This is a genomic window from Amorphoplanes friuliensis DSM 7358, assembly GCF_000494755.1.
Taxonomy (GTDB): domain Bacteria; phylum Actinomycetota; class Actinomycetes; order Mycobacteriales; family Micromonosporaceae; genus Actinoplanes; species Actinoplanes friuliensis.
The window spans coordinates 584,821-610,091 of sequence record NC_022657.1 but is presented as its reverse complement, the minus strand read 5'-3'; the positions used below and the strand labels follow the sequence as shown (position 1 = coordinate 610,091).

The 25,271-nt window shown below is 70.6% G+C and carries 27 protein-coding genes and 1 pseudogene; 15 read left to right on the top strand and 13 right to left on the bottom strand.

The features are described from left to right. Positions 1-9 precede the first annotated feature (9 nt). A pseudogene (locus AFR_RS47600) lies at positions 10-1,119 on the top strand (MFS transporter); the annotation flags it as partial. A gap of 45 nt (positions 1,120-1,164) precedes the next feature. Here the strand turns inward: AFR_RS47600 and AFR_RS44760 are convergent. Further along, positions 1,165-1,722: a MarR family winged helix-turn-helix transcriptional regulator gene (locus AFR_RS44760; protein ID WP_084297888.1), complete on the bottom strand. Its 558-nt coding sequence runs from the start codon at positions 1,720-1,722 to the stop codon at positions 1,165-1,167. A 94-nt stretch (positions 1,723-1,816) separates the two neighbouring features. Here AFR_RS44760 and AFR_RS02795 point away from each other — a divergent pair, with 94 nt between their 5' ends. The 4 genes from AFR_RS02795 to AFR_RS02780 are packed head-to-tail and all read left to right on the top strand — an operon-like array spanning position 1,817 to position 4,113. Then, positions 1,817-2,746 (top strand): NADP-dependent oxidoreductase, encoded by a 930-nt coding sequence (locus tag AFR_RS02795; protein ID WP_023357781.1) that lies wholly within the window; start codon positions 1,817-1,819, stop codon positions 2,744-2,746. Beyond that, on the top strand, positions 2,743-3,258 hold the full coding sequence (locus AFR_RS02790) for a cupin domain-containing protein (protein WP_023357780.1): 516 nt from the start codon (positions 2,743-2,745) through the stop codon (positions 3,256-3,258). The genes AFR_RS02795 and AFR_RS02790 overlap by 4 nt, the downstream gene beginning before the upstream one ends. 43 nt (positions 3,259-3,301) lie before the next feature. Next, positions 3,302-3,745 carry a helix-turn-helix domain-containing protein gene (locus tag AFR_RS02785; RefSeq protein ID WP_023357779.1) on the top strand — a complete coding sequence of 148 codons (444 nt, stop codon included), beginning with the start codon at positions 3,302-3,304 and terminating at the stop codon, positions 3,743-3,745. Next, positions 3,742-4,113, top strand: coding sequence for a DUF4180 domain-containing protein (locus tag AFR_RS02780; RefSeq protein WP_023357778.1), 372 nt, complete (start codon positions 3,742-3,744; stop codon positions 4,111-4,113). Before AFR_RS02785 ends, AFR_RS02780 begins: the two co-directional genes overlap by 4 nt. Here AFR_RS02780 and AFR_RS02775 read toward each other — a convergent pair. The 7 genes from AFR_RS02775 to AFR_RS02745 are packed head-to-tail and all read right to left on the bottom strand — an operon-like array spanning position 4,098 to position 11,872. Beyond that, positions 4,098-6,368, bottom strand: coding sequence for a hypothetical protein (locus AFR_RS02775; RefSeq protein ID WP_023357777.1), 2,271 nt, complete (start codon positions 6,366-6,368; stop codon positions 4,098-4,100). The genes AFR_RS02780 and AFR_RS02775 overlap by 16 nt on opposite strands. After that, positions 6,365-7,348: a glycosyltransferase family 2 protein gene (locus tag AFR_RS02770; RefSeq protein ID WP_023357776.1), complete on the bottom strand. Its 984-nt coding sequence runs from the start codon at positions 7,346-7,348 to the stop codon at positions 6,365-6,367. Before AFR_RS02770 ends, AFR_RS02775 begins: the two co-directional genes overlap by 4 nt. An 8-nt stretch (positions 7,349-7,356) precedes the next feature. Next, positions 7,357-8,541: an acyl-CoA reductase gene (locus tag AFR_RS02765; RefSeq protein ID WP_023357775.1), complete on the bottom strand. Its 1,185-nt coding sequence runs from the start codon at positions 8,539-8,541 to the stop codon at positions 7,357-7,359. Beyond that, positions 8,538-9,575: a LuxE/PaaK family acyltransferase gene (locus AFR_RS02760; RefSeq protein ID WP_023357774.1), complete on the bottom strand. Its 1,038-nt coding sequence runs from the start codon at positions 9,573-9,575 to the stop codon at positions 8,538-8,540. Before AFR_RS02760 ends, AFR_RS02765 begins: the two co-directional genes overlap by 4 nt. Continuing rightward, a complete protein-coding gene (locus AFR_RS02755) occupies positions 9,572-10,903 on the bottom strand; it encodes an AMP-binding protein (protein ID WP_023357773.1) in 1,332 nt (443 codons plus the stop codon). The genes AFR_RS02760 and AFR_RS02755 overlap by 4 nt, the downstream gene beginning before the upstream one ends. After that, positions 10,900-11,637 (bottom strand): SDR family NAD(P)-dependent oxidoreductase, encoded by a 738-nt coding sequence (locus AFR_RS02750; protein ID WP_023357772.1) that lies wholly within the window; start codon positions 11,635-11,637, stop codon positions 10,900-10,902. The genes AFR_RS02755 and AFR_RS02750 overlap by 4 nt, the downstream gene beginning before the upstream one ends. Continuing rightward, a complete protein-coding gene (locus AFR_RS02745; protein ID WP_041841717.1) occupies positions 11,630-11,872 on the bottom strand; it encodes an acyl carrier protein in 243 nt (80 codons plus the stop codon). Before AFR_RS02745 ends, AFR_RS02750 begins: the two co-directional genes overlap by 8 nt. A gap of 194 nt (positions 11,873-12,066) precedes the next feature. Between AFR_RS02745 and pseB the strand changes: the two genes are divergently transcribed. Genes pseB through AFR_RS02710 form a run of 7 tightly spaced genes read left to right on the top strand, consistent with a single transcriptional unit; the run spans position 12,067 to position 18,502 of the window. Then, positions 12,067-13,041, top strand: a complete 975-nt coding sequence (pseB, locus tag AFR_RS02740; RefSeq protein ID WP_202964013.1) for a UDP-N-acetylglucosamine 4,6-dehydratase (inverting) — start codon at positions 12,067-12,069, stop codon at positions 13,039-13,041. Then, positions 13,041-14,165, top strand: coding sequence for a DegT/DnrJ/EryC1/StrS family aminotransferase (locus tag AFR_RS02735; RefSeq protein ID WP_023357769.1), 1,125 nt, complete (start codon positions 13,041-13,043; stop codon positions 14,163-14,165). The genes pseB and AFR_RS02735 overlap by 1 nt, the downstream gene beginning before the upstream one ends. A gap of 4 nt (positions 14,166-14,169) precedes the next feature. Next, entirely contained in the window at positions 14,170-14,994 is an 825-nt protein-coding gene (locus AFR_RS02730; RefSeq protein WP_023357768.1) for a hypothetical protein, read from the top strand. Next, a complete protein-coding gene (locus tag AFR_RS02725; RefSeq protein ID WP_023357767.1) occupies positions 14,991-16,400 on the top strand; it encodes a class I SAM-dependent methyltransferase in 1,410 nt (469 codons plus the stop codon). Before AFR_RS02730 ends, AFR_RS02725 begins: the two co-directional genes overlap by 4 nt. A gap of 5 nt (positions 16,401-16,405) precedes the next feature. Then, entirely contained in the window at positions 16,406-17,140 is a 735-nt protein-coding gene (locus AFR_RS02720; RefSeq protein ID WP_023357766.1) for a cytidylyltransferase domain-containing protein, read from the top strand. Positions 17,141-17,142: 2 nt separating this feature from the next. Continuing rightward, positions 17,143-18,186 carry a PseG/SpsG family protein gene (locus AFR_RS02715; protein WP_438829933.1) on the top strand — a complete coding sequence of 348 codons (1,044 nt, stop codon included), beginning with the start codon at positions 17,143-17,145 and terminating at the stop codon, positions 18,184-18,186. A gap of 10 nt (positions 18,187-18,196) precedes the next feature. Further along, positions 18,197-18,502 carry a MazG nucleotide pyrophosphohydrolase domain-containing protein gene (locus AFR_RS02710; protein ID WP_023357764.1) on the top strand — a complete coding sequence of 102 codons (306 nt, stop codon included), beginning with the start codon at positions 18,197-18,199 and terminating at the stop codon, positions 18,500-18,502. Positions 18,503-18,506: 4 nt separating this feature from the next. On the opposite strand, the gene AFR_RS43315 is transcribed toward AFR_RS02710, so the two are convergent. From AFR_RS43315 to AFR_RS02690, 5 genes are all read right to left on the bottom strand, one after another. After that, the gene (locus tag AFR_RS43315) at positions 18,507-20,732 is read right to left on the bottom strand and encodes a putative bifunctional diguanylate cyclase/phosphodiesterase (protein WP_148307859.1); all 2,226 of its coding nucleotides are present in this window, start codon (positions 20,730-20,732) and stop codon (positions 18,507-18,509) included. A 51-nt stretch (positions 20,733-20,783) separates the two neighbouring features. After that, on the bottom strand, positions 20,784-21,050 hold the full coding sequence (locus tag AFR_RS44755) for a hypothetical protein (RefSeq protein ID WP_023357762.1): 267 nt from the start codon (positions 21,048-21,050) through the stop codon (positions 20,784-20,786). Then, complete coding sequence (locus tag AFR_RS48665; protein ID WP_498368206.1) at positions 21,035-21,415, bottom strand: HipA domain-containing protein; 381 nt, start codon at positions 21,413-21,415, stop codon at positions 21,035-21,037. The genes AFR_RS44755 and AFR_RS48665 overlap by 16 nt, the downstream gene beginning before the upstream one ends. 315 nt (positions 21,416-21,730) lie before the next feature. Then, positions 21,731-21,973, bottom strand: a complete 243-nt coding sequence (locus tag AFR_RS45795) for a HipA N-terminal domain-containing protein (RefSeq protein WP_023357761.1) — start codon at positions 21,971-21,973, stop codon at positions 21,731-21,733. Further along, positions 21,963-22,232: a helix-turn-helix domain-containing protein gene (locus AFR_RS02690; RefSeq protein WP_023357760.1), complete on the bottom strand. Its 270-nt coding sequence runs from the start codon at positions 22,230-22,232 to the stop codon at positions 21,963-21,965. Before AFR_RS02690 ends, AFR_RS45795 begins: the two co-directional genes overlap by 11 nt. 193 nt (positions 22,233-22,425) lie before the next feature. On the opposite strand from AFR_RS02690, the gene AFR_RS02685 reads away from it, so the two are divergent. From AFR_RS02685 to AFR_RS02675, 3 genes are read left to right on the top strand one after another with little or no spacing between them, the layout of a single operon-like run. Then, positions 22,426-22,902 (top strand): response regulator transcription factor, encoded by a 477-nt coding sequence (locus AFR_RS02685; RefSeq protein ID WP_023357759.1) that lies wholly within the window; start codon positions 22,426-22,428, stop codon positions 22,900-22,902. Positions 22,903-22,952: 50 nt separating this feature from the next. Continuing rightward, positions 22,953-23,723, top strand: coding sequence for an oxidoreductase (locus tag AFR_RS02680; RefSeq protein ID WP_023357758.1), 771 nt, complete (start codon positions 22,953-22,955; stop codon positions 23,721-23,723). Further along, the gene (locus AFR_RS02675) at positions 23,720-25,252 is read left to right on the top strand and encodes a DHA2 family efflux MFS transporter permease subunit (RefSeq protein ID WP_041840549.1); all 1,533 of its coding nucleotides are present in this window, start codon (positions 23,720-23,722) and stop codon (positions 25,250-25,252) included. The genes AFR_RS02680 and AFR_RS02675 overlap by 4 nt, the downstream gene beginning before the upstream one ends. Positions 25,253-25,271 lie beyond the last annotated feature (19 nt).

The following is a 25,271-nucleotide window of genomic DNA, read 5'->3' as shown; positions in this document are numbered from 1 at the left end:
GTCGCGGGCATGAGGAGATGGCTGCCGCCGATCGGCCGGGACGCGTGGCTCGCGCTCGGCCTGAACACCCTGTCGTGTCTCGGCAGCGGCCTGACCATGCCTTTCCTGCTGGTCTACCTGCACACGATCCGTGGCATCCCGCTGCCCACCGCGGGCCTGATCCTGGCCACCATCGGCGTGACGGGCCTGGTCGTTGTGCCGCTGACCGGCCCGCTGGTCGACCGGGTGGGATCGCTGCGGGCGTTCGTGGGTGGTCTGGCGCTCGGTGGTGTCGGCATCGCGCTCTTCGCCCCGGCGACCACGGTGGCCGCCGCCTTCGGCGCGGCTGTCGTCTACGGCTGCTCGGGTGGCCTGACCTGGAACAGCTTCGCCACCCTGCTGAGTGAGCTCGCCCCGCCGCGTGAGCGCGGGCCGATCTTCGCCCTGCGTTACACCGGCGCCAACGCCGCCTTCGGGGCCGGCGCCCTGGTCGCAGGCTTGATCACGGTCGGCGAGACCGCTGGGCCCTACGTGGCGATCCTGCTGGTCGACGCCCTGTCCTATCTCGTCTTCGCGGCGGCCATGCTGCTCGTCAGGCTGCCGTCGCTCCCACCTCCGGCGCCCCGGACCGGCGGCGGCTACCGCGTGGTGCTGCGCGACCGGCGGCTGCTCGGTGCCCTGCTGGTCAACACGTTGCTCACGGTGTTCGCACTGGCCCAGACGAGCACGGTTTTTGCGGCCTGGGTGACCGGTCCGGGTGGCAGCTCGTCCCGGGTGGCCGGGGTGGCGTTCGCCCTCAACATCACCGTTCTGCTGCTGGTGCAGCTGCCGGTACTGCGCTGGGTCCGCGGCCGGTCCCGGCTGCGCGTGGCGGCGCTGTCGGCCGTCTTCTTCGCGGCGGCCTGGGTCACGCTCGCCGCCGGCGTCGGCAGCCCGGCGCTGATCGTCCTGTCACTGGGTGTTTTTGCCCTGGGTGAGGCGCTGCTCTCCCCCACCCTTCCCGCGCTGGTGAACGACCTGGCGCCGGACGAGCTGCGCGGCCGCTACAACGCCGTTTTTGCCCTGTCGCAGCAGGCCGGCCCCGTGCTGGCACCGGTGCTGGGCGGCCTGGCCCTGGGCCACGGCCTCGGCGTCCCATACGTCCTCACCCTGGCGGCCCTCTGCCTGGTCGCCGGCGCGGTGGCGCTAAGGGGTGTCCCGCTCACCGGCTTTCCGACGGGAGGCGGCGGTGGAGCGGGAGACGGTCGAGCGAGTGGCCGTGGAGCGGGGCGCGGCCGAGCGCGGCGGGGCGGTACGCATGCGGTCGCGGACCCGGCCGAGGATCTCGGTGATCGTGGTGATGTCCCGGCGGCTCAGTGAGGTCAGCAGCAGGCTCTGCACCACCTCGATGTGGCCGGGCAGGACCTGGTCCAGCCGGGCCTGGCCGGCGGGGGTCAGCGTCACGATGATGCTGCGCTCGTCGTCCTCGCCGGGCGTGCGCTTGATCAGTCCCGCCTTCTCCAGCTGTCCCGCCTGGTAGGTCAGGCCGCTGCGGCTGTAGACCATGCTGTCCGCCACGTCCGTCATCCGCAGGCGTCGCTCGGGTGCGGCGCTCAGGCGAGCCAGGATCTGGAACTGCGGGCCGCTGAGCCCGCCGTCGACCCGCAGCTGCTGCTCCACCGCGTGTTCGAGCAAGCTGCTGACGTCCTTGAGCGCCAGGTAGGCGCCGAGCTGCTCGGCGTCCATGGGCGTGGCCTCTGTCACGGAACCATCCTACGGCTCGGACTTGCTTCGAATTCGAAGCGTGCTACTTTTCATGAGTGCTTCGAGTTCGAAGCAGCTGAGCAGGAGGTCAACCATGAAGGCTCTGCGATACCACGAGTTCGGCGACACGTCGGTCCTGCGGCTGGAGGACGTCGAGCAACCCGTCCCCGCCGCCGGGCAGGTGCTCGTCAAGGTCGCCGCGACGTCGTTCAACCCGGTCGACAACGGGCTCCGCGGCGGGTTTCTCCAGCCGGTGATGCCCATCGAGCTGCCGCACATCCCCGGCATCGATGTCGCCGGCACGGTCGTCGAGGGCCCGGGCTTCCGGCCGGGCGACGCCGTTGTCGGTTTCCTGCCGATGACGGCCGACGGTGCTGCCGCCGAGTTCGCGGTGGCCCCGGCCGAGATCCTGACCGCGGCGCCCGCCACCATCCCGCTCGCCGACGCCGCCGCCGTTCCCGCGGTCGCCCTGACCGCCTGGCAGGGCCTGTTCGAGCACGCGCAGCTGCAGGCCGGCCAGCGTGTGCTCATCAACGGTGCGGGTGGCGGCGTCGGCGGATATGCCGTGCAATTCGCCAAGCAGGCCGGTGCGACCGTCATCGCCACGGCCTCACCGCGCAGCACGGAGGCGGTCCGGGCGGCCGGCGCCGATCAGATCATCGACTACACCGCCACAACCGTGGCCGACGCCGTCGACGTGCCGGTCGACGTTGTCCTCAACCTGGCCGGCGTCGACGAGAAGGCCATGGCGGCCCTGGTTGCGCTGGTCAAGCCCGGTGGCGTGGTGGTCACCACCGCCTCCCCGGCACCGGAGGACACCGAGCGCAAGGTCCGGACCATCCAGATGTACGTCCGCAGCGACGCGGCGCAGCTGGCCGAGATCGTCCGCCGCATCGACGCCGGCGAAATCACCGTGGACGTCTCGGGCCGCTACCCGATCGCGGAGACAAAACAGGTCCAGGAACTGGGTGCGGCAGGCAAGCTCCGCGGCAAGGTCATCCTCACGACCGGGGTGACCGCATGACGCTCCCCGCCGACAACCCCGGCCGCGACCTTGTTGTTGTCAGTCCGGACGACCCCGACGTCGTTCATCTCAGCGTGGTCGGTGACACCTACACCGTGCTGGTCAGCGGCGACCAGACCGCGGGCCGCTACACACTGATCGACATGTTCGTGCCGCCCGGTGGTGGCCCGCCGCCGCACCGGCACGACTTCGAGGAGATGTTCACGCTGCTCGAGGGGGCCGTCGAGTTCACCTTCCGCGGTGAGAAGCACGTGGTCCGGGCCGGGCAGACGGTCAACATCCCGGCGAACGCCCCGCACTTCTTCCACAACAGCTTCGACGTGCCGGCCCGGATGCTCTGCATGTGCACCCCGGCCGGTCAGGAGGAGTATTTCGCGGCCTTCGCGGCGCCGGTCGACAGCCGGACCGCACCCCCGCCGGAGCTCACCGAGGAGCAGCAGAACGAGTCCAAGGCGAAGGCGGCCCGGCTCGCCGCCGACTACCGGTCGGAGTTCCTCATCCCCAATCAGTAGATTCATGCCCTATGCTTCCCTGAAACGCGCGGGATAGGGAGCAATGGGGAACGATCTGTACTCGGTCGAGCAGGTGGCCGAGCAATTGGGGCTGCACGTCCGCACTGTCCGGAGTTATGTCCGCGACGGCCGGCTCAAGGCGGTCAAGATCGGCAAGCAGTACCGGATCTCCCGGGCCGATCTGGCCGCACTGACCGGCGAGCCGGCCGTCGCGAACACCGGACGTCGGCGGGCCGAGGCGTCCAGCATCGTCGAGATCGACGGCATCGACGTCGCCGCGGCGAGCCGGCTCACCACCGTGCTGACCGCCGGGGCCCAGTCCCGGCGGGACTCCCCCGAGCCACTGCGCATCCAGACGATCCACGACGAGGAACGGTCCCGGATGAAAATCGTGATCCTGGGTGGCCTGACGGACACCGCGGACATCATGCGGATGGTCGACGACCTGCTCGACTCCGCGAACGGCCTGATCGGCGAGCAGCGATGAGCGAGCAGGTGCAGGAGCGCAACGGTGTGCCCGTACTGGTCTGCGACGCCGACGGCCCGGTGGTCACCGGTGTGCAGGACGCGCTCGACGTGATCGGCTCGGCCTTCACGCGTTCCGAGGTCGTCGCCCTGCCGGTGTCACGGCTGAGCGACGACTTCTTCGAGCTCCGCACCGGGCTGGCCGGCGAGGTCATGCAGAAGTTCGTCAACTATCAGATCCGGCTCGCGATCGTCGGCGACATCTCCGAGCGGCTGGCCGCCAGCGAGTCGCTGCGGGCCCTGGTCCACGAGTCGAACCGCGGCCGGCACATCTGGTTCGTGCCCGACCTCGACGCCCTCGACGCTCACCTGACTCAGCGCAGTTCGTAGATCGTCACCGGCCCGCTGGTGTGGCGCAGCTGCGCCAGCCGGGCCAGGTCCGGCGAGACCTCTCCGGCCCGGGTGTCGGCGAAGAGCCACTTCACGCCGTACTGCTGACGGAGACGGGTCAGGTCCGCCGGATCCGCGGTGGTGAAAGCGCGCTGGTTCAGGTCGTACAGGGCCTGGTCGGGCGGCGGTTGGAGGACGTACTTGAGGCCGCCGACGCCGTTGGCCGCCACGGTCTCGTCCGAGTAGGCCCAGCTCTCCACCAGCGTGCGGTGGCCACCGAGCCCGGCGACCCAGAACGCCCGGGCGTCACACGGCTGGTACCGCGCCATCGGCGTGCAGTGCACGTTGGTCGCCACCACGTCGTCGTCGGCCGCATGCTCGTCGAGCCACAGCGCTGCGCCCATCTCCTCCTGCGTGACCATGCGAGCCGTCGACGGCTGACCTGTCTCCTGTCCCAGGACGCGGACGAAGCCCGCCAGGCCGGTCGCGAGACTCGCCCCCAGCACCGCGGCGGTCACCGCGGTGGCCAGGACCCGGAACCTGCGGCGCAGGGCCAGCACCAGGATCGCGGCGATCACCACCAGACCCAAGGTCCGCAGCACCGGTACGGCGAGAGCCCACGCCCACCCGCCCAGGGTGTTCCGCGCCGGAGCCGCCACCACCGGCGCGACGACACTCCACAGTGCACCGGCGAGCAGTCCGGCCACCGGTACCCACCAGTGGCGTGTCCGCTCGGCGAGCATCCAGACCGTGAGCACCACCCCGAAGGGCGCGGCGCAGAGGAAGAAGTAGAGCTGGCTGGCCGACGGGTGCCACAGGGCCCAGGCCGCGCCGGCACCGGCCACGGTCATGCCGCCGAGCAGCCACGCCGCCGGATCCGAGCGCCGCCGCAGCGACAGCAGCCCGAGCAGCCGGGGCGACTGCATGAGCACCCACCAGCCGATGACTCCGGCGACAAACCCGCCACCGGTCAGCCCGATCCCCTGCAGTCCCGGGGCGATCAGCCCGCCCGGTGCCACACCGTCGCCGGTACCCAGCGTCTTGGAATACGGCTCCATCCATCGCAGCAGACTCAACGGCTGCACGCCGAGCGTTCCGGCACCACCACCGGCGAAGAGCCGGGTGCCGATCAGCATCACCACGGTCAGCGCCAGCAGAAGGCCGGCCGCCGCCCGGGGAAACCTCTTGTCCCGCCACCAGACGACCAGGGCGGCCAGGCCCAGACCGGCGATCAGGGGCGGCAGTGCGCTCGACTTGGCGCCCGCACAGACCAGGGCCAGGGGTGGTGCGAGGAACGAGGCCGGGCCGAGCTTCCGTCCGCGCAGCAGGTCGACCACGATCGCCACGAGCAGACCGAGCAGCGGCATCGCGTACGTCTGTGACGGGCTCGCGTAGGACAGCGAACTGCCGCCGTACGCGTCGATCGGGGCGCCGAGGGTGAGCGGCATGCCTGCGAACGCGACACCACCGGCCAGCGGACCGGCCCACCACTTGCCGCTGAGTTCGCGGGTCAGTGCCGCGACGACCAGCACCGCGGTCGCACCGATCGGCACCATCCAGAGGCGGAGCAGCACGGTCGCCGGCGAGATTCCGGTGATCATGCTGGCGGCGGCCATGTCGGCGTCGGACAGGTAGTGGTAGCGCAGGGTGTCACCGGCGAGTTGCGGCACCTCGAACGGCATCGCGCGGGTCATCTCCTGCACCAGCGCGAGGTGGTACATCAGGTCCTGGTAGTAGACCGCGTCGGCCGGTGGCAGCGGGGTGCCCGACCACGCCGCCGCACCCCAGGCGATCACGCCGAGCAGCGCCCCGCAGATCAGCCAGGACCAGCGCAGGGGAAGCGGTTCGGGCTCGGCGATCCGCCAGTGCTGCCGCAGCCGGGGCACGGCGACGAAGGCGACCAGCACGAGCACCGGCCAGCCGATCAGCAGGGCCTGGAGGCCGGTGGCCGCGGCCAGCGCCCAGCCGACGATCTGCACGAACAGGCCGGTCGCGGCGCCGTAGCCGAGGTCCTCGGGCAGGTTGCCGCGGCTGCCGCGGATCGCCCGGTGGACCAGTGTGCCGGGCGGGACGACCCCGGCCAGGAAGTAGAGGCCGTAGGTCGCGATCTCCCGGCCCGGGACGTCCGCGCGGTAGAGCGCGCCCGCCAGCACCACGGCAACAAGCAGCCACGGTACGGCGGCGAGCCAGGGACGCAGCGCGGGGCGGGACGCGGCGGCCGGCGCCGGAGCCGGCCGGGTCAGCAGCGTGGTCACGGGAGGGCAGCCGCCGACCTCTGCTGCGGGATCTCGATCCGCTGAGCCTCGGCGGCCGAGTCGAATCCGATGTGGAATGTCGGCCGGTCCTGCACCGTGCGGTAGATCCGGGCCACATACTCGCCGAGCAACCCGAGGCAGATCAGTTGCACCGCGGAGAGCAGCAGGACCGCGAGGAAGAGCGACGTCCAGCCGGGGATGACCGTGCCGTTGGCCCAGACCACCACGCCGAAGATCATCAGCGCGATGCAGGCCACGAACGAGAACGCGCCGAGCCAGGTCGCGATGCGCAGCGGTGCCGCGGAGAAGTTCGCGGTGCTGTCCCAGGCGAGGGCGACCATCTTGCGCAGCGGGTACTTCGTCTCACCGGCGGCGCGGCGTTCCCGCGCGTAGGTGACCTCGGCCGAGGCAAAACCGAGCGACGGCACCAGCAACCGGTAGACCGGCGCACGCTCGGGCAGCTTCTTCAGCACCTCGACCACATCACGGCTGAGCAGCCGGAAGTCGCCGGCCTGGGCGGGCACGTCGCCGCCGACCATCCGGCGCATGAGCCGGTAGTAGGCGCCGGCGGTGTGCCGCTTGAACACGGTGTCGGTGCTGCGGTCGGAGCGCACCCCGTAGACGACGTCGAGTCCCTGCTCACGGGCCACCCGCAGCATCTCCGCGATGGTCTCCGGCGGGTCCTGCAGGTCGGCGTCGATGCTGACGATCCAGTCGCCCTTGGCGCGCTGCAGACCCGCGGTCAGCGCCGCCTGGTGCCCGCTGTTGCGCCGCAGTTTGACCAGGCGCAGCTCCGGCCAGGTGCGTCCGTACTCGAAGAGCAGGTGAGCCGTACGGTCGCGGCTGCCGTCGTCGACAGCCACCACCTCGTAGGTGACACCGAGATTGTCGAGCACCGGCCGGAGCCGCTCGACCAGCGCGGGAATCACGGCTTCCTCGTTGTACATCGGCACGACGACCGACAGAACAGTGCCCTCCACGGGGTCCCCTATGTCTCGAGCGTGGTGAGCCGCGTGAACTCCCGCGGCAGGTCGAAGCCGTCCCAGATCGCGCTGAAGGTGAGCGCCGACCCGAACGGCACGATGCGGTCGACGCCGCGGCCACCGAGCGCGAGGGCGAACGCCTTCAGCTCGGCCGGTGCGAAGCCGAAGTGGCTGAACGTCTGGTCCTGCCGGTTCATCGCCGGCACCAGGTCCTCGAGCTTGCCGACGCTCGCGAACGGGAACGCCCCGGCGCCGATCCACCGCCGCGGTGCGTCGGCCACCTCGGCCAGCGCCAGCGAGGTCACGGCGTTCTCCGGGAACGCCATCGCGGTCACCGCACCCGAGGCCGCGAGCCCGTACGCGTTGACCCGCTTCTCCACCGCCATCGCCGCGTCGACGGCCCAGCCGCGCCGCGCGACAACCTCGCTGAGCAGCTCGAGGAACTCGTCGGCGACACCGGCCGGGTCACCACCGACCAGGAACACCGTGCGCGGTGACGAACAGGCAGCCTGGTCGAACCAGTACGCGTCGTTGGCAAAACCGGTCGCCGCGGCGCGCTTGGCCGCCGGATCTGCAGCCCGCCACCCGGGTACGGACAACGCGGCCCAGGACGTGCGGTCGGGGAACGTCAGATCGCGCGCCGACGGGCGCAGCGGGTGCTTCCGGATCGTGGTGACGGCGCTGTCGCCGCCCCAGATCACCCGCAGGTCGCACCAGGCGCTGAGGGCGGCCGTGATCGTGTCGTCCCGCCCGTAGGTGACCATGCGCTGAGTGCGGCCGATCACCGGATCGGCGTCCTCGAGGGTCGCGTTCAGCGTCTCCAGCACGGTTTCCGCCGCACCGGCCGACCGCGCCGAGATCCGGACGACATTGTGGTTGCCGGCCAGCGCGGACAGCGCCCACGAGTAGACGAAGATGGTGTCCACATTGGCCGGTGGCACGTGGAAGACGTTGCCGCGCGGGAAGACGAACGCGTCGGGCCTCTCCAGGCGGGCGGCGGCCCGGGTCAGCTCGGCCGGGCGCAGGAAGTATCCGAGCGAGCCCAGCTCGGGGTGGCGCCGGGCGACCGCGGGCGCGAGCAGCTTGCGCGCGAAGCGGGACAGGAAGTCGACCACCCGCGGGTCGCCGACGGTGAGCCGGTCCTGCGACGGCGCTGTGAGATCACCAGGATCCCCGAACCGGAACCTCATGCCGCCTCCTTGTACGTGTCGGAACAGCCCCTGGCCTCGGCGCGCGGCAGGCGCCCGAGCACGGAGAAACGTTTGCCGGGCCAGTCGCCGTCGTCGACGCCGTGCACCACACCCAGGTCCTCGGTCAGCAGGACGTGTCCGGGGTACGAGGTCGGCAGGGTGCTCACGACCTCGATCAGGCCGGGCTCACCGACCGGTTGTTCTTCCCAGGTCTCGGGGTTGCGGATGATCACATCCGCGAAGTCCGGGCAGTAGAGCGAGCCACCCGAGGGCCCCTCGAGGAAGATCGTGCCGATCTGCTCGACCATCCCGTAGAAGTTGTGGCTGTTCACCAGGCCGGTGTCCCGGGCCAGCCGGCGACGGAACTCCTCCGGGGAGACCGCCTGGTCGACGAGCTTCTTCCAGCCGCCGGAGTGGATCAGGATGCCGTTGCTCAGGTCGAGCCCGTTGTCCCGCGCGACCTCGTAGAGATGCAGCCAGACCAGGTAGGTGAAGCCGAAGATGAGAAACGGCGCGTTGCCGTGCTTGGCCAGGAAGCCGCGCAGAGCTTCGAGGTCCGGCACGCCTTCCTCGTCCAAGGCCCAGACGTGGTCGCGGCCGAAGGTGGCCATGCCGAGGACCCCGGCGCCGCGGGCGCTGAACGAGCGGCGGTCCTTGAGCAGCGCCTTGGTGTCGACCAGCAGCATCGGGAGGCGCTTCGGGCCGAGCACGGTCTGCAGGGTCGCACCGAGCTGGCGGGTCTGCGTCGCGGCAGCGGCCTTGTCCAGGTAGATGCGGCTGACCTCGCCGGTGGTGCCGCTGGAGGTCAGGACCTTGAAGACCTCGTCGTCCGGGATGCTCTTCAGTTCCAGGTTCTTGAAGAGCCGCACCGGCAGCCAGGGCAGCCCGGCGACCGAGCCGGCCTCGGTGTAGCCGTTGGCCGCGAGGATGCGGTCGTAGGGCTCGCAGTTGGCCCGGTGGTGCTCGACCAGCCCGGACAACTCCTTGAGCAGCAACGCCTCACGCTCGGGCTGGGCCAAGGTGAACAGACTCATACCAGGGCCTCCAGCGACCGGTAGTCGATCTTTCCGGTGGGCAGCAGCGGCAGCGCTTCGATGCCGCGCACGTCCAGGCCGGAGAAGTGGGTGTCGAGGAATCCCGCCAGCTCGCCGCGGACCGAGCGCGCGGCCTCGGAGTCGGCGCCCTCGACAAAAACGTGCAGCTTGTCGTCGCCCGCCACCGCCGCGACGGCCCCGTGCGCGGCCAGCGTGCGCTCGACGTCGTCGAGGTTGACGCGCACGCCGAAGACCTTGCCGATGCGCTTCGACCGCCCGGTGAGGAAGAGGAAACCGTCGTCGTCGAGGTGGCCCAGGTCGCCGGTGCGCAGGACACCGCCGAGGTCGTCACCGCGGGCGAGATCGGCGCTGCTCTCGGCGTACCCGAGCATGACGTTGGGTCCGGTGAAAACGACCTCGCCGTCCGCGATCGAGAAGGAGCCGCCGGGGATCGGCAGGCCGGCGGAGCCGAGCTTGCCGGGCAGGTGGCCGGGTGGCAGCACGGCCATGCGGGCGGTCGCCTCGGTCTGGCCGTACATGACAAAGAGCCGGCCGCCGACGGACGCCATCCGCTGCGCGAAGTCCTCGACCAGCGCGGTGCGCAACCGGCCACCGGCCTGGGTGAGCGTCCGCAGCGCGGGGTATTTCGCCGGGTCGAAGCGCAGGCGGCGCAGCATCTCGTACTGGTAGGGCACAGCGGCCAGCGAGGTGACGCCGTAGCTTTCGACGGCCTGCCAGAAGTCGCGTTGCAGGATGCCGGTGCGTTCGAGGACAACCGTGGCGCCGCGCAGCAGATGGCTGTTGAGCACCGACAGGCCGAACGTGTAGAACAGCGGCAACGTGGTCGGCGCGACGTCGTCCGCGGTGATGCCGAGGCTCTCGCCGATGGCCGCGGCGTTGGCCAGCACGGCCGCACGGGAGAGCCGGACCAGTTTCGGGTTGCCCGTGGAACCGCTGGTGGTGAGCAGCAGGCCCAGGTCGGGGTGCGGTGTCACCGCCGGTTCGTCCCGCACCCACCAGCCGTCCTCGGCGGTGTAACCGTCGGGCGGTCCCGTGGTCACGCCGGTGACCAGTGCCGGAGCGAACCGCTCGACGAGGTCGAGCAGCACGGTGTGGTCAAGGTCCGGGTCCAGCAGCGCGATCGGGCGGTGAGCGGCGAACGCGCCGAGATAGAGCGCAACGGCGTCCAGCTCGGTCGGCATCAACGCGAACACAACGCCGGGCGGACGGCTCTCGAAGGCGGCCGCCGCCGCGTCGACCCGGGTCCGGTCCAGGACCTCGCCGGTCGCCGCGTCGAGCACCCGGGCCTCGGGATGGAACAGGTTCACAGCGAGAGTCCTCCGTCGACCCCGAGCACCTGCCCGGTCACGAACCGGGCCTGGTCGGAGAGCAGGAACGCCACCACGTCGGCAACCTCGCCGGCCTCGCCCAGCCGGCCGAGCGCGGTGCTCGCGATCCGCTGCGCGCGGCCGCGATCGTCGAGCGTGTCGAGCATGTCGGTGGTGATGAAACCGGGCGCCACGGCGTTGACGCGGATGCCGCGCGGCCCGAGCTCCTTCGCCGCGGACAGCGCCAGGCCGCTGACCGCGGCCTTCGACGCGGCGTAGATGGCCTGGCCGGCCGCACCCTCGGTCCCGGTGATCGACGACACGAGCACCACCGCCGGGGTACGCCCACGGCCGAGCAGCCGTACCGCCCCCTGCAGCGTGTGCGCGGCACCGATCGCGTTGACCGCGAAGAGCCGCTGCACGGTGGCGTCGTCGGTCATGCCGAGGACACCGGCCGCGTGGGTGCCGGCGTTGACCACCAGCGCGTCGAGCCGCCGGAAGTTCTCGAACGCCACCCGCATCAGCACTCGGCTGGTCTCCGGGTCGGCGATGTCACCGTGCGCCGGGACGACCGTCACCGCGTACTTGCCGGCCAGCTCGGCCGCGACCTCCGCGATGACGTCCGCTCGATGGCCGTGCACGACAAGATCGTGGCCCTGCTCGGCGAGACGCCGGGCGACGGCCAGACCGATACCGCGGGAGGCTCCCGTGACGAGAGCAACCCGTTCACTCATTGAAGTCCACCCCGTATTTACCGAGAATTCGCATGGCCTCGCCGAAGCTGGACATATTGATGACGTCGTCGGTGTCGATCATTACCGAGAATTCATCTTCGATGGCCGCGACCAATGACATGTGCGCGAGCGAATCCCACTTCTCGTTGTCCTGGTAGTGCAGGTCGTCGACGGGTGCATCGGCGGGCAGATCCAGCGACGTCCGGAACGCTTCACGCAGTCTCTGCAGCTCAATCACGGGGTTACTCCAAGCACGGGTGGACGAAGGAACCCACCTTGCCTCAGCGGTCGCGACGCGGCGACAAAGCCGAGTTGAACTCGACATGAATTGCGGCAGGCGTTTCTTTCAGCCTCTGGAAATGCCTTGCGCCGCGGTTATGCTTCCGCCTCGTGAATGCCCGTGCCACCCCCCGGGAGCAATTAATGAGTGTGTTGAGTGGATCGTCGATCCTGGTCACCGGCGCGACCGGGTCGTTCGGCAAGGCCTTCCTGGGTCACGCGCTGGCCAACCTGGACCCGCAGCGCATCGTCGTGTTCTCCCGCGACGAGCTGAAGCAGTACGAGGTCCGGCAGATGTTCGGCGACGACCCGCGCCTGCGGTTCTTCATCGGCGACATCCGCGACCGTGACCGCCTGGCCCGCGCCATGCACGGCGTCGACCACGTCGTGCACGCCGCCGCCCTGAAGCAGGTCGACACCGCCGAGTACAACCCCTCGGAGTACGTCGCGACGAACATCAACGGCTCGCAGAACGTCATCGACGCCGCGATCAACGCCGGCGTCCAGCGGGTCGTCGCCCTGTCCACGGACAAGGCCTCCAGCCCGATCAACCTGTACGGCGCCACCAAGCTGGTCGCCGACAAGCTGTTCATCGCGGGCAACCACTACGCCGCCACGCACCCGACCCGGTTCGCGGTCGTGCGGTACGGCAACGTGATGGGCAGCCGCGGTTCGGTCGTGCCGCTGTTCCGCCGGCTCAACGCCGAGGGCAAGAGCCTGCCGATCACCGACAAGCGGATGACGCGCTTCTGGATCAGCCTCGACGCGGCCGTGAAGTTCGTCGTCGACTCGTTCGACGTGATGCAGGGTGGCGAGCTGTTCGTGCCGCGCATCCCCAGCATGCGGATCCTCGACCTGGTCGAGGCCGTCGCGCCGGACGCCCCGACGCACGAGATGGGCATGCGGCCGGGCGAGAAGCTGCACGAGGAGATGATCGCGGCCGACGACAGCCGTCGCACGCTGCGTTTCCCCGACCGTTACGTGGTGCAGCCGGTCGTCGCGAGCTGGGGATACCAGACCCCCGAGGGTGGCGAGCGTGTCGCCGACGGCTTCAACTACCGGTCGGACAACAACGACCTGTGGCTCGAGGTCGACGAGATGAGCGCCCTGCTCGAGGAGAAGTGATGCTGCCCTACGGGCGGCAGAACGTCACCGAAGCGGACATCGAAGCCGTCTCGACGGCACTGCGCAGCGACTGGCTCACCACCGGTCCCCGCGTCGACCTGTTCGAGAACGATCTCGAGCGGATCGCCGGTGCGCCCTGCGTCGCGGTCATCAACGGCACCGCGGCGCTGCACACGGCGTACGCGGCGGCCGGGGTCGGCCCGGGCGACGAGGTCGTCACCACGCCGATGACGTTCGTGGCGACGGCGTCGACCGCGGCCATGCTCGGCGCGACCGTGGTCTTCGCCGACGTCGAGGACGACACCGCCAACCTCGACCCGGCGGCTGCCGAAGCCGCGGTCACCTCGCGGACCAGGGCCGTCACCGCCGTCGACTACGCCGGGCACCCGGCCGAGTACGACCAGCTGCGCAAAGTCACCGATCAGGCCGGTGCGGTGCTGATCGCCGACGCCGCGCACGCGATCGGGTCGACGTACCACGGTCGCCCGGTCGGGACGCTCGCCGACCTGACCACGTTCTCGTTCTTCCCGACGAAGAACCTGACCACGGGTGAGGGTGGCGCGGTCGCCGGCACGGTTCCCGAGCTGCTGGACCGGGCCCGGAGGTTCCGCACGGTCGGCATCACCCGGGACAAGGCGATGCTGCGGCACCCGGACGAGGGCGGCTGGCACCAGGAGGTCCCCGAGTTCGGCCTCAACTACCGGCTCCCGGACGTGCTCTGCGCGCTCGGCAGCTCGCAGTTGCGGCGGCTGTCCGCGTTCAAGGCACGCCGGACCGCCCTGGCCGAACGGTACGACGAGTTGCTCGCGGGCGTGCCGGGGCTGCGACTGCCGGTCCGGCGGGCGTGGGCCGACCCGATGCGTCACCTCTACCCCGTACGGATCCAGGACGGCCGGCGGCGTGAGGTCTACGACCGGATGCGGTCGGCGGGCATCGGCGTGCAGGTCAACTACATCCCCGCGTACTGGCACCCGGCGTTCGAGGACCTCGGGTACCGCCGCGGCATGTGCCCGGTCGCCGAGGGTTTCTACGCCGAGCAGCTGTCACTGCCGCTGTTCGTCGACCTCAGCGACGCGGACCAGGACCGCGTCGTGGACACCTTGCGCACGATTCTGGAGAGCTGAGCCCGTGCACCACGCCAACCACTTCTACGGCCACGCGCACGTGCTGGCCGGCTACTGCGGGCTCGACCCCGAACATCCACCACGGATCGACGGGTACGTGCAGCACGGCTGGAACGTGGTGGACGGACTCGGCGCCGGGACGCCGTACGTGTCGGGTCGTCCGATCTTCGTCTGGTCGGAGCAGACGCGGCGGCGCGCCTGGTCGATGGGCCGCCGGTACGCGACCGTGATCGGCGCCCCCTTCCTCTATCTGCTGTCGACACAGCCGGCTTCGCAGGCACCCCGTGAAGGCACGATCTGGTACCCGTTCCACGGCTGGGAGGGCCAGCACATCGCCGGTGACCACCAGCGGCTGATCGACGAGATCCTCGAGACCGAGGACGGGCCGGTCACCTTCTGCCTCTACTGGCACGAGTTCCGCGACGACAGGGTGCGGCGGCGCTACGAGCAGGCCGGGCGGGTCATCTGTCACGGGTACCGCGGGCTGCGCTGGCTCGACACCGACACGAAGTTCCTGCACAACCAGCTCGCGGAGCTGCGGGCGCACCGCCGCGTCGCCTCCAACCGGCTCAGCAGCGCGGTCCTCTACGGCGCTGCCACCGGCTGCGAACCGGCCGTCTACGGCGACCCGATGCACCTCGACGGCGAGGTCCGCGTGACCGCCGAACGCATCCGCCGCCAGTGGCCCGAGCTGCACGGCACACACCCGGACCCCGCCGACGCCACCGCCTCCGCGCTGTACGAGCTCGGTGCGGGCACCCTCGCCTCACCCGCCGAGCTGCGCGCGATCCTCGGCTGGACCGGCGCCCGGACGGCGGTGCCCGCATGAAGCTCATCGGTGGCGAGATGGCCGGCTTCTCGGACCGCGAGCCCGTCGGCGGCCTGCTGCTGACCGAACTGATCGGGCTGCTCCGGCCGCTCGGTGACCGGGTCCTGGTGGCCGGCCCGCACGCACCGGAGCTGATCACCGCCCTCGCGGGCTTCGCGGAGGTGACCTGTCTCGTCCGCGGTGAGCCCGACGCGGCCGCCCTGACCGGCAGCGGTGTCACCGTCCTCTGTGGAAGCCTGGCCAAACTCACCGACACCGAGCAGTACGACGTGGTGGTCGCCCTCGACGGTGTCGACCGGTTGTGCTCGGTCGAGGGCCCGCAGTACGACTGGGCCGAGAGCGTCCAGGTGCTGCGCCGGGCCCTGCGCCCCGGCGGCGCCCTGCTGCTGTCGGTCGAGAACGAGCTCGGCGTGCACCGCCTCGTCGACCGGGTGACGGTCACCTTCGCGCACACCACCGACGCCTGGCGTCCGCTCGGGGAGTTCGGCACCAAGCCCGGAAACCCGGCCCGGCTCGAGGCGGGTCTGACCGCCGAGGGCCTGAGCATCGGCTGGCTCGGCGCCGCCTGGCCGCTGCCGTCCACCCCCACGTTCGCCGCCACTCCCGCGGGACTCCGGGAAGGAGCCGCCGGAGCGCTCGCCACGGCAGCGGTCGCCTCGGCCTTTGCGGGCCGCCCGGTCCTCAGCGACCCACGCCGGCTCACCGCCGCGGCAGTGCGGGCCGGCCTCGGGGCCGAGCTCGCGCCGTCCTGGCTGGTGCTCGCCTACCGGGGTCCGGCCGGCAGCCTGGTCCTCCCTCAGGTGCTGGGCCACGCCGCCGGGAATCTCCCCGAGGGCCGGCTGCTGGAGGAGCTGCTCATCGGCGCGTGCCTGCGCCACGACCTGCCCGCCATCCGTGGCCTGCTGTCCGGCTGGGCCGCCGCTGTGCCCACAGCGAGCTTCGACAACGTGCTGGTCGACGGCGACACCTTCGCGGTGCTCGACCCCACCGCCGCCGACGGCACTCCGGCCGAAGCGCTGCAGCGCTTCGCGCACACGCTGCTCGCCGGTGGTTATGCGCAGCCCTGGCCCGGCGCGGCCGACGTGCCGTCGCTGACCACGATCCTGCTCGCCGCGGCCGGGCTCGACCCCGATTCGCCCGTGCCCACCGCCGTCCCGGTCGTTCCCGACTCCCTGCGGGAGCACGAGGAACACGTCCGGCGGCTCGAAGAACAGCTGGCCGACGCGGCCGAACGCATCGCCTACGTCGAGACCGAACTTGTCCTGCGCGACGCCGAACTGCGCCGCGCCCGCCTCCAGATCGACGCGTTCAGCGGCCGGGCCGTCTACCGCATCACCAAGTTCAGCGCCCGCGCCGCCCGCAAGGCCGTCAGAGCAGCACGTCGTTCCCCCCTCTTCAAGGACTGAATCTCATGCGTACCCTCGGCATCGTCCAGGCCCGGATGGGCTCCTCCCGGCTACCGGGCAAGGTGCTCCGGCGCCTCGGTGGCCGTACCGTCCTCGACCGTGTGGTCCGGGCCGCCCGTGACAGCGGTGTCCTCGACGACCTGGTCGTCGCCACCACCACCGAGGAGATCGACGACCCGGTGGTCGCCGAGTGCGATGCGATCGGTGTGGCCGTGCACCGCGGCCCGGTCGACGACGTGCTCACCCGCTTCCTCGGTGTCCTCGACGAGTGCGAGTACGAGTCCGACGCCGTCCTGCGCTTCACCGCCGACTGCCCGCTGCTCGACCCCGAGCTGATCATGCTGGCGACCGACGTCTTCGCCGCCACCCCGGCACTGGACTACCTGAGCACGTCGATCGCCCGGACACTCCCCCGCGGGCTCGACGTGGAGATCGTGCGGACCGAGGTGCTGCGACAGCTGGACAAGCTGGCCACCGACCACCACCGGACGCACGTCACCTCGTACGTCTACTCCCACCCGTACGACTACAACGTGCTCGGGCTCACGCTGCAGCCCGATCTGTCCCACCTGAGGCTTACCCTCGACACCGAGGACGACTGGCGGCTCATCGAGGCTGTCGTCGCCCACTTCGGGGACCGGCCGGTGCCCGTACGCACCCTCGCCGACTGGCTCGCCGGACGGCCGGAGCTGACCGTGCTCAACGCGCACGTCCGGCAGAAGGAGCTCGCACAGGCGTGACGATCACCATCGGGATCCGCTGCGACGCCGGACCACGGACCGGGGTAGGGCATCTGCTGCGCTGCGTGGCCCTCGCCGAGGAGCTCACCGCACGCGGCCTGGCCGTGCACTTCCTCAGCGACCTGGGCGGCCTCGAGTGGGCGACCCAGCAGCTGACCAGCCGCGGCCTGCCGTGGCATCCGGCGCCCTACGACACCGTCGGGATGGTCGGCGCGGCGGACCGGCTCGGCCTCGACGCGGTGGTCATCGACTCCTACGAGGTGCCGGCGGCGCACTCCCGTGCCCTGCGGGCGAGCGGACGGGCCGTCGTGGCGATCGTCGACGGGGACCTGCGCGACCAGGACGCCGACATCTTCGTCGACCAGAACCTGGACGCCGAACGCCGGCACCCGCCGCTGCCCCCGGGTGCCGTGCGGCTCGCCGGGCTCGAGTACGCCTTGCTGCGCCACGCCGTCCGCGACTTGCGGCCCGCCACGGCGCCGAGTGGCGGCTCCGCGCGTACCCCGAAGGTTGTCGCCTTTTTCGGCGGGACCGACGCCTACCGGGCGGCGCCGGTCGTGGGCCGGCTGCTGGTCCGCACCGGCATGGACTGCACGGCCACGATCGTGGCCGCCGACGACAGCCTGCGCCGCGAGCTGCTCGCGCTCGAACCCGAACCGGGCCAGCGCTTCGACATCATCGCGCCGACCGACGACCTGCCCAAACTGCTCGCCGACGCCGATCTGGCGATCAGCGCCAGCGGCACGTCGACCTGGGAGCTCCTCTGCCTCGGCCTGCCCGCCGCCCTGGTCTGGGTCGTCGACAACCAGATCATCGGGTACGGCCGGACCACCGCACGCGGTCTCGCGGCCGGCCTGGGGCACCTGCCCGACCTGACGTCGTCCCCGTTCGAATCGGGGGCAGCGGTCGACCTGCTGCGCACCCTGCTGGTGAGCCCGTCACGCCGCGCCGCCCTGGCCGCCCGGGCCTGGTCCGCGGTCGACGGACGCGGCACCGCCCGGGTCGCCGACGCCCTGCTCGACCGTCTGCGCCCGGCCCCGCAGTAACTTCCACCGCATGGACCTGCACCGGCTCACCGAAGACCTCGAAATCGTCTCCCAGCGGTACGCCGAGGAGTTCGGCTTCCGCCGCGACGACACGTGGTTCCTGCTCAAGCTGCAGGAAGAGGTTGGCGAGCTGACGCAGGCCTTCCTGGCGCAGACCGGTCAGGCCCGCGCCAAGGGCCGCAGCCCGGACGAGCTGGCCGCGAACTTCCGGGCGGAGATCGCCGACGTGCTCTGCCAGGTGCTGCTGCTCGCCCGCCACCACAACGTGGACGTCGAAGCCGAAGTAACCCGCAAGTGGCTCTCCCGCCCCTGGTGACGGGTCAGCCGAGGGCCGCGGTGACCAGCTCGGAGATCTGCTCCGCGGGCTGGGGGCGGGCGAAGTGGAAGCCTTGCGCCTTGGTGCCGCCGAGCAGGGTCAGCTCTCTGGCCTGGGCGGCGGTCTCGACGCCCTCGGCAACGGTGTCGAGCCCCAGCACCCGGCTCAGGCGCAGCACGGCCTGGGCTACGGCGGCGCCCTCGGCCGTACCGTCGAGGGAGGCGACAAAACCGCGGTCGATCTTGAGGGTGTCGATCGGGAGCTGAGTCAGGTAACGCAGGGACGAGTAGCCCGTACCGAAGTCGTCGAGGGCGATCCGGATGCCCTCGTCGCTGAGGATCTGCAGGTGCGCCCGCGGCACCTCCTCCGCGATCAAGGCGCTCTCGGTCACCTCCAGCACCAGCAGTCCCGGGTCCATCCCCGTGGCTCGCACGATCGCGCGCACGTCGGTGCTGAAACGGTCCTCGTCCAGCTGACACGGTGACACGTTGACGTTCACCTGCAGGCCCGGCCACCGCTGCGCGCTCGTACAGGCCTCCCGCAGCACCCACAGACCCAGCTCACCGATGACACCGATGCGCTCGGCCAACGGGATGAAAACGTCGGGCGCGATCGTGCCGCGCCGCGGGTGCTCCCAGCGGACCAGCGCCTCGACACCGATCAGCTCCCCGTCCGGCAGCCCGACGATCGGCTGGTAGAGCAGGCGCAGCTGACCGCCGGCAACCGCGGTCCGGAGGTCGTCCTCGAGCGACGGCTCCCCGTCGTCGCCGCCCATCAGGTCGTCGAAGCAGGCCCAGCGGGTGGCGCCGCCGCGGCGCTTGGCGTGGTACATCGCCACGTCGGCGCGGTGCAGGAGCTCGTCCGGGGACAGCTCCGCCGGGCCGGACACCGCGATGCCGATGCTCACGGACACGCGGACGGGCGTCCCGTCGATCATGACCGGTTCGTCGGTCGCCGCGGCGATCCGGCGAGCGACCGCCTCAGCGTTGGCCACACCACCGATGTCGTGCAGCACCACCGCGAACTCGTCACCGCCGAGCCGCGCCGCGAGATCGGAGCCGAGGATCCCGTCCCGCAACATCCGGGCGAACGCGGTCAGCAGCGCATCACCGGCCTTGTGCCCCATCGTGTCGTTGACCTGCTTGAAGCCGTTCATGTCGACGAGCAGCACGGCCGTGGTGTGCCCGTTGCGGCCGCCGCGGTCCAGACCCCGGCCCAGCACCTCGGAAAAACGGAAGCGGTTCGCCAGACCGGTGAGCCCGTCGGTGGCCGCGACCTCGTCACTCTCCCGCTGCACCATGATCTGCCGCAGCACGACCAGGACGGTGATGGCGATGCCGCCGACGGTGAGCCCGCTCCACGGGAACCGGTTCTGCTCGTGCCAAGCCGCGATGATCATGAGCCCGTAGCCGACACCGATGGCCGCGTACGGGAGATTGCCGCCGAGCCGGTAACGGCCGGGCCGGGACGCGAGCCCGGTCCGCGGCCGGTTCTGGTCGATCGCGGCCGCCGTGAAGAGAAAATGCATGGTCAGCACGCAGGCAAAATCCCACTTGCCGTCCCGGTAGACGTCGGGCGTGTGCGCCTGCATGTAGCCGACCCACGCATCACCGGCGAAGAGGAAAAGCGTGCCGACCGCCAGCAGCAGAATCGGCCGCCGGGCCGAACTGTCGGTGCCGCGCAGCAACACCCGAGCCAAACCAAAGATCAACAGCAGGTCCAGCATCGGGTACACGGCCGCGGCGGCGACGATGCCGGCCGAGGTGCCCCGGTCCGCCATGTACGGCCCGAGGATCAGGTACCAGAGCAGCATCGACCCGGAAACCACCACGGTCAGCGCATCGAGCACCGACTTACGCCGCTCCAGCGACGTCGCCCGGCTCAACGGGAACGCCCACGTCGCCACGCACAGCAACACCACAAAGCTGATCCGCGCCCCGTCCGCCGGCGCGGGGAAGGTCATTTTCGCCCCGGGCACCGCGAACAGCACCATGGTGGCGATCTGGAACAGAAAACTCACCGCGATCAGCCGCCAGATGAGCCGGCTGCGCCGATCCGTACCGGGCCGGCCCGCAGCCCTGAGCCCCGCCACGAACCCGACCCCGGTGGAGAGCAGAATGCCCATCCCGAAGGCGATGGCAGCCACCTCCGGAGAAGCGGCGAAGACGATGACCAGGCTCACGACGTATCCGCCACCGACCCCGGCCAGCACACGGTTTCTCCAGCTCACGTCCCCCTATCGGCCTCGAAACCCCGCACAGTAGCCAAGCGCCGACCCTGGTCAAGCGTTCGCGAGAGCCTCCCGGCATCGCTTGGTGTGCTGCAAGACCCGATCGGCCAGCCGCTCCGGCAGATCGGAGCCGATGCCTGCGACAGCCGCGCTACCCCCGACCTCCCGGAACGCCTCAGGCAGCCGACCGGCCAGCTCATCGACCCGAGCGATGGTGCGCTTCGGATCCAGGCCGTTGGCAACAGCGAACGCGGTCCAATGGCGGCCTGTGATCGCCTCGATCCGATATTCAGACCCCACTTTCATCGCGAGGCGCATGCGCATCGGTCCCCGCAAATGAGCCAGTTGAGGGCGAGGGCATCCACAAATCGACCGACTTCCGCCTCCGCGACCCGAGCGGGCGAGACGGCCCTCCGCAGCAGCGTGATGATCGATTCCGGTGTCGGGCCACCGTCGCTCTGATATTTCAGAGTCGGCTCCAACCCGTTGGCCTGACACAGGTCCTCCTGGTGGATCCGGGTCACAGTGCCGCCACCAACCGGGAGCCGGTCGTAACGTTCGACGACCACAGCCCGTTCGGCCCCGAACGACACGACCTGCGAGACCGCCGCCCGTAGGCCGACCGATCGCGCAGCGGCCAGGCACAGGTGCTCGTTCAGATCATGGTCGTCAAAGCCTGCGATCGCCGGCTTGATGATGTGCGTGGTCGGCGTGACTCCACCAGGATCTCCCCATTGGCCGGACTCAAAATCCCGGTAGAGCGCCGTCTTGGCCTACGCGCCGGCAAGGCTGAATTGACCGGTGCCCGCCAAGTGCCAGGCCGACGGGTCACCACGCAAAGTTCGTAGCCGCTCGGCTATCTGATCCGCAGAGAGCGGAACGATTCCACCCTGCCTTGCGAGCAGAGCCTCGACACGTTCAGAACGGACAAATTGCACTGCGCCGGCGCAGTCCTCACCCACGTGGCTGAGCAGGGAGAACGGATTTCCGGCCGAGACCTAGAAGTCGCGCGCCCAGCGTTCGAGCACTCGTTCGCTGTCCGGCAGCAGGCCTTGGCAGTAGGCACGGACGACCGCACCGGTGTGGACGCGGGTCGTGAGCGGCATTGACAGCGAGATCGGTAGGGCACCGGCCGATTCGGTCCAGCCGGCCTCGTACTGCAGCGTGAGCACACCGCCCCGCCCCTGGGTGAGGGTGCCGATCCTACGACCGGACAGCAGGACGCTCAGTTCAGTGGTCATCTGAACCGCCGAGGTTGTCGAGGAACGCATCCAGGTCGATCTCCGGAGTGGGGGCCGGGCCGACTTCGAGAATGAGGTCCAAGGCGGCGATCACCTTCAGTGTCAGGCCTGCTTCCACCGTTACCTTGCCGCCCTCCAGGTCGGACAGCCAGCGGCGGCTGGTGCCGGACCGGATGGCGAGTTCTTCCTGGCTCAGGCCTTGCCGGCGTCGCTCGTCACGGACAAACAGGCCTAGATCGCCGATGCTGTCGATTCTCACCACGGCCTCCTGAGAACGTTCGTGCACATGTTAGCCGATGTGCACGTACGTGCGCATGACACATCTGGGGAACGTACGCGCTCAGAGGGGATCGGGTGTCAGATCCGGTCGGGGGAATGTGCTGGAAGGGCTCAGCGATCGAAACGGGTGTGCCGAACAGTTCTGCGAATGCCCACTGGCTGGAGGTGCTGCCGTGCCGACCGTGCTCATCGCCGATGATGATGCTGACCACCGCGAGCTGATCACGCTTGCGCTGGCGAAGCTCGGCCACCGGTCCGTGGAGGCCGCGGACGGGGAGACCGCACTGCGGCTGGCCGACGCCGGTGGGATCGATGCCGTGCTGCTCGATGTGCGGATGCCCGGGCTGTCGGGGATCGAGCTGTGCCGGCGGCTGCGGTCCGAGCCGGCCACCGCGCACCTGCCGATCATGATGATCAGTGCTGACGTGAACGGCCACCGGATCCTCGCCGGGATGGATGCGGGCGCCGACGACTACCTGACCAAGCCGTACCACCGGTCGGAGCTGTTCACGCGGCTGGAGACGCTGCTGGGCCGGAAGCGGACGCCGGTGAACAAGCCGGCGACTGCGGCCTCGGCCGCACTGCTCGCCGCGCGAGGCGGGATGGCCCGGCCCGTGCCGGCTGCGCAGCCGCTGCGGCGCACCGCCTGACCGTCGGTTGACGGATGCCGGGGGTGCCTGCCCGCGCGTAGGGTCCGGCCATGGATCTCGGGCTGGCAGGCAGAACCGCGGTGGTCACCGGCGGCAGCAAGGGCATCGGACTGGCCATCGTCTCGGAGCTGGTCGCGGAGGGCGTGCTGGTCACGGCCGGGGCCCGGAAGTTTCCGGGTGACGCGGCCGCGGGCGTGCGCACGGTCGAGGTCGACCTCAGTACGCCCGACGGCCCGCAACGCCTCGTCGACGACGCCGTCTCGGCGTACGGGAGGCTGGATCTGCTGGTCAACAACGTGGGCGCGGCGCATCCACGGACGGGCGGGTTTTTGTCGATCACCGACGAGGACTGGCTCGCGACGCTCACGCTGGACCTGCTCGCGACCGTGCGGGCGAGCCGGGCCGCGCTTCCGCACCTGCTGGAGAGCCGCGGGTCGATCGTGACGGTCTGCTCGGTCAACGCCACCCTGCCCGACCCGCTGGTCATGGATTACAGCGCCGCCAAGTCGGCGCTGGCCAGCTTTTGCAAGAGCCTGTCCAAGGAGTTCGGCCCCCAGGGTGTACGCGTCAACACCGTCAGCCCCGGACCGGTGGCGACGGATCTCTGGCTGGGCAAGGATGGCGTGGCCGCCACCGTGGGTTCGTCGGCCGGGGTCGACCCGGAGGCGGTCGCCGCGCAGGCGGCCGGCGGCTCGGTGACGGGTCGTTTCAGCACTCCGGAGGAGGTGGCGGCGTTGGTGGTGATGGTCGCGAGTGACCGGGCCGGCAACGTGACGGGCGCCGACTTCGTCATCGACGGAGGGCTGGTCAGCACCCTGTGACAACACCGCTCATCGAATATCGTAGTTCCGCCGGACGGTGGGTGCTGCTGGCGACCGTGCTCGGTTCGAGCCTGGCGTTCATCGACGCCACGGTGGTCAACATCGCGTTGCCCGCGATCGGGCGGGATCTCGACAGCAGCGCGGCGGGCCTGCAGTGGACCGTCAACGGGTACGCCCTGAGTCTCGCCTCGCTGATCCTGCTCGGCGGCTCGCTCGGTGACCGGTTCGGGCGCAAGCGGGTGTTCATGATCGGCATCGGCTGGTTCGCGCTGGCGTCGCTGCTGTGCGGGATCGCGCCGAACATCGAGACGCTCATCGCCGCCCGGACCCTGCAGGGCATCGGCGGCGCGCTGCTGACACCGGGTGCGCTGGCGATCCTCGAGGCGTCGTTCGTCCGTGAGGACCGGGCCAAGGCGATCGGCGCCTGGTCGGGTCTCGGCGGCATCGGCGGCGCGCTGGGCCCGTTCCTCGGTGGCTGGCTGGTCGAGGTGGCCAACTGGCGGTTCATCTTCCTGATCAACGTGCCGCTCGCGCTGCTGGTCATGGTGGTCGCGGCCCGGCACGTCCCCGAGTCCCGCAACCCGAACGCCGCCCGCCGGCTCGACGTCACCGGTGTCCTGACCGGGGCCGCGGGCCTCGGCGGGCTCACCTACGGCTTCACGGCCTGGCCGGCGAACGGTCCGGGCAGCCCGCAGGTGCTGGTCTCGCTGCTGATCGGTGTCGCCGGGCTGGCCGCGTTCGTGCTGACCGAGCGGCGGTCGGCCCACCCGATGCTCCCGCTGGGCGTCTTCAGCTCCAAGGCCTTCTCGGGCGCCAACCTGGTCACCTTCCTCGTGTACGCGGCCAACGGCGGTGTCTTTTTCCTCGTTGTCCTCAATCTGCAGGTGGTGTCCGGCTTCAGCCCCCTCACCGGCGGTCTGGCGCTGCTGCCCGTGACAGCGCTGATGCTGGTGCTGTCGGCGCGGGCCGGCGCCCTGGGCCAGCGCATCGGCCCCCGCCTCCCGATGACCGTCGGGCCACTCATCTGCGCCGTGGCATTGGCCTGGATGAGCCGCATCGGCGTGGGCGCCTCGTACTGGACGGACGTCCTGCCCCCGGTGATCATCTTCGGGCTCGGCCTGTCCCTGCTGGTGGCGCCGCTGACCGCCACGGCTCTGGGCGCGCTGGACGACACCTTCGCCGGCATCGCCAGTGGCGTGAACAACGCGGTGGCCCGGGCAGCCGGGCTGCTGTCGGTGGCCGTGCTGCCGCTGGCGGCGGGCATCGGCACCGGGAACCTCACCGACGCCCAGGACCTGCACCCGACCTACCGCAACTCGATGCTGATCTGCGCGGCCCTGATGGTGATCGGTGGTCTGCTGGCGGCCGTTCTCATCCCGCGCCGCCTGCCCGCGCACACGCCGGCAAAGAGGTCGCCCGTCGACGGCCGGGACGTGGTGACGATCGAACCGGTCGGCGGCGACCAGAGCCCGGTGCAGACGTACTGCGACATGGCCGGGCCGCCGGTCCACCCCCGGAGCCGCGCCTAAATGACGTGCGCCGACCGGC